Annotated in this window: 2 protein-coding genes; both read right to left on the reverse strand. The window is 69.8% G+C overall.

Going from position 1 to position 3,807, the window contains the following annotated elements; genetic code table 11:
- Window positions 1–58: 58 nt before the first annotated feature.
- Window positions 59–1,849, reverse strand: coding sequence for an N-acetylglutaminylglutamine synthetase (gene ngg, locus MTY59_RS22380; RefSeq protein WP_221043098.1), 1,791 nt, complete (start codon window positions 1,847–1,849; stop codon window positions 59–61).
- Window positions 1,846–3,651, reverse strand: a complete 1,806-nt coding sequence (locus MTY59_RS22385) for an N-acetylglutaminylglutamine amidotransferase (RefSeq protein WP_221043099.1) — start codon at window positions 3,649–3,651, stop codon at window positions 1,846–1,848. Before MTY59_RS22385 ends, ngg begins: the two co-directional genes overlap by 4 nt.
- Window positions 3,652–3,807 lie beyond the last annotated feature (156 nt).

Consider the following 3,807-nt stretch of genomic DNA (forward strand, 5'->3'; position numbering starts at 1 on the left):
CTCGGCGCCCGTCGCTAGCCTTCAGCGCGGCATCGAACCGGTGCCGCACCCGCCGGCGTCAGCCACGATCGGACCGGGACTCCTCGGGGGTCCAGGCCTGCGGCTGGCCGGGGTGGCCGGGAAAGAGGAAGTCGATGAAGGCCGCGGCGGTGGGCTGGGGCTCGTGGTTGGCCAGCCCCGGGCGCTCGTTGGCTTCGATGAAGACGTAGTCGGCGCCGGTGACATCGGGCACCAGCAGGTCGATGCCGGTCACCGGGATGCCGATCGCCTCGGCCGCGGTCACCGCGACGCGGCACAGTTCGCTGTTCACGTTCGCGGTGACGTCGTGGATGGTGCCGCCCTGATGCAGGTTGGCCGTGCGCCTGACCCGCAGCCGAGTCCCCTGCGGGAGCACGTCATCCAGCTTCCAGCCGGCCTCGGCGATCGTCGACTCCGTGAGGTCGTCGAGCGGGATGCGGGACTCGCCGCCGGTGGCCGCCGAGCGGCGCCGACTCTCGGCCGCGATCAGGTCCCGCACGCTGTGCTCCCCCGTGCCGATGATCTCCGGGGGCAACCGCAGCGCGGCGGCGACGACGCGGCCGTCGATCACCACCAGCCGCAGGTCGTCGCCGGTTACCCGCTGCTCTATCAGCACGTCCGGGTATTGCTGCCGGGCCCGCGCCAGCGCGGAGCTGAGGTCGTCGGGCCCGTTGTCCGGGAGGACCCCGACGGTGATGCCCTTGCCCTGCTCGCCACGCGTCGGTTTGACGACGACCTCGCCGACCTCCTTGAGGAAGGCGAAGTCACTCTCGTCGAAGGTGGCCAGCCGGGCGCGGGGCACGGTGATGCCCGCCTCGGAGACCAGGCGCCGCGTCAGCCGCTTGTCGTCGCAGCGGCACATGGCCACCGCGGAGGTGTACTCGGACAGCGATTCGCGGGTGATGACGCTGCGGCCGCCGTGGGTCAGGCGCATCTCGCCCGTCTCGGCGTCGAGCACCTCGACCCAGATCCCGCGGCGCAGCGCTTCGTCGGCGATGATCCGGGCGTAGGGGTTGAGGTCGTCGATCGTCTCGGGCGGCGGGGTGAACAGCGGCTCGTTGATCGCGTTCTTGCGCTTGATCGCCAGCACCGGGACGCGGCGGAAACCCAGCTTCTCGTAAAGCCCGATGGCGGCGGCGTTGTCGTGCGCCACCGACAGGTCCATGTAGGCGCGGCCCGCGCTGCGGAAGTGCTCGGCCAGCGCCTTTGTCAGGGCGCCGCCGACACCCGGGAGCCCGGCGGCCGGGTCGACCGCCAGCGTCCACAGGCTCGACCCCTCTTCCGGATCGTTGAACAGCAACTCGTGGTCGACGCCGGTGACGGTGCCGACCACGGCCCCGTCCTCGTCGCGCACCGCGAGCAGATACTTCACCGCCGGCACGTGCTGATGGTTGTCCCAGATCACGTCGACGCCGGCCGGAACCATGCCGCAGCGCACGTAGACGCGGTTCATGGCGTCGGCATCGATCGGGTCGTTCAGCGTGCGCACCGTCACGCCCAGCGGCGCCGGCGCCAGGTTCTTCGTCTCAGGGGTGAAACGCAGCCGGTAGGTGTGGCTGGGGTCGATGAACAGCTCGGTGGGCGCCTCGGCTACCACCACGTGCGACTCGCGCGCATAGATGCAGATGTCCCGACGCCCGGGCCCCTCGCGGCGCAGCGCCTCGACCAGTTCGTGGGAATTGGCGAAGGTCTGCCCGAAAATCAGCCGGCCCCAACCCAGTTCGAGCTCGACGTCCTTGGCCATCGCGTCGACCAGCTCTTGGGGCGAGGCGTCATGCAGACCGAGCGTGATCGCCTCGGTGTGGTCGCCGGACGGACCGACCATGGTCACGCAACCGGGCCCGTGACACCGTGACGCTGCAACCAGAGCTCGAGCAGGGCGATCTGCCAGAGCTCATTACCCCGCAGCGGGGTCAGTTTGCCGTTCGGGTTGGCCAGCAGCGCATCGACCGCGTCGGTGTTGAACAGGCCGCGCTCCTTGGCGGTGGGCGCGTAGAGGGCGTCGCGGACCATGTCGAGGTACGGGCCCTCGAGGTGGGTCAGCGCCGGCACCGGGAAGTAGCCCTTGGGGCGGTCGATGACCTCCGACGGAATCACCCGTCGCGCAGCCTGTTTCAGGACGCCCTTGCCTTCGTGCGCGATCTTGAGTTCCGGCGGGCAGGTCGCCGCCAGCTCGACCAGCTCGTGGTCGAGGAACGGCACCCGGCCCTCCAGCCCCCACGCCATCGTCATGTTGTCGACCCGCTTCACCGGGTCGTCGATCAGCATCACGGTCGTGTCGAGGCGCAGCGCGCGGTCGATGCCGGTCTCGGCGCCGGCCTGCGCGAAGTGCTCGGTGACGAATCGCAGGCTGGGATCGCCGGGCGCGACGATGCCCGATCCGACCAGCGCGTCGACCCCGGCGTCGTCGCGGTCGAAGAACGCGCCCCGGTACTGGGCGACGGCACCGTCCAGGGTCGCCGCGGCGGCCTCGCCCATCGGCGGGTACCAGTGGTAGCCAGCGAACACCTCGTCGGCGCCCTGGCCGGACTGCACGACCTTCACGTGCCGCGCCACTTCTTGGCTCAGCAGGTAGAAGGCGACGCAGTCGTGGCTGACCATCGGCTCGCTCATCGCGCCGATGGCACCGTCGAGCGCGGGCAGCATCCGGTCGGTCTCGATGCGGATCTGATGATGGTTGGTCTCGAAGCGCTCAGCCACGATGTCGGAGTACTGGAACTCGTCGCCCTTGACGCCGCCCGCCGACTCGAAGCCGATGGAGAAGGTCGACAGCCCGTGCTGGCCGGCCTCGGCGAGCAGGCCCACGATCAAGCTCGAGTCCACGCCCCCGGACAGCAGGCAACCGACCGGCACGTCGGCCACCAGGCGGCGCCTGACCGCCAGCCGCAGTGTGGACAGCACGGCGTCTTCCCAGTCGCGCTCCGACCAGTCGGCGCGGTCGGCGTGGCGGGTGAAATCGGGTGCCCAGTAGGTGGTGACGGTGCGCCTGCCGTCGGGCTCGATGGCCACCAGCGACGCGGGCGGCACCTTGCGGACCCCACGCAGGATGGTGTTCGGCGCGGGCACCACCGAGTGAAAGCTCATGTAGTGGTGCAGGGCGACCGGGTCGATCCGGGTGTCCACGCCACCGCCGGCCAGCAGCGCCGGCAACGTGGACGCGAACCGGATGCGGTGGTTGTCCTCGGTCAGGTACAGCGGCTTGATGCCGAGCCGGTCCCGGCCGAGCAGCACCCGCCCGCTGTCGCGTTCGACGATGGCGAAGGCGAACATGCCGAACAGATGGCTGACGAAGTCGTCGCCCCACCGGTGGTAGGCCTTGATCAGAACCTCGGTGTCGCTGTGCGAGAAGAAGCGGTAGCCGTACCCGCTGAGTTCCTGCCGCAACTCCTTGTAGTTGTAGATGCAGCCGTTCCACGCCAGCGACAGGCCCAGCTCCGAGTCGACCATCGGCTGGGCGCCGGCTTCGGTCAGGTCAATGATTTTCAGGCGACGATGACCGAGCGCGACGCGGCCCTGCGACCAGGCGCCGCCCGTATCCGGACCCCGTGGTGTCAGCACCGCGGCCATCGCTGAGACCGCCGCTACGTCGGGCGCCTGCCCGTCGAGCCGTACCTCCCCGGTGACTCCGCACACGCCCTCGACCCTACCGTTGTCCGATTCGAAGCGCGCGTGAGTTCCGCCAAAGGCGCTGCAACGGGCCACGTACGGCGGCGATCGACGCATGGTGATCACCGCGATCGACGGATGTGTGAACTGGGTCGCACCGACGCCATGATCCGGCGAGAACGC

This window comes from Mycobacterium senriense (genome assembly GCF_019668465.1).
Taxonomy (GTDB): Bacteria; Actinomycetota; Actinomycetes; order Mycobacteriales; family Mycobacteriaceae; genus Mycobacterium; species Mycobacterium senriense.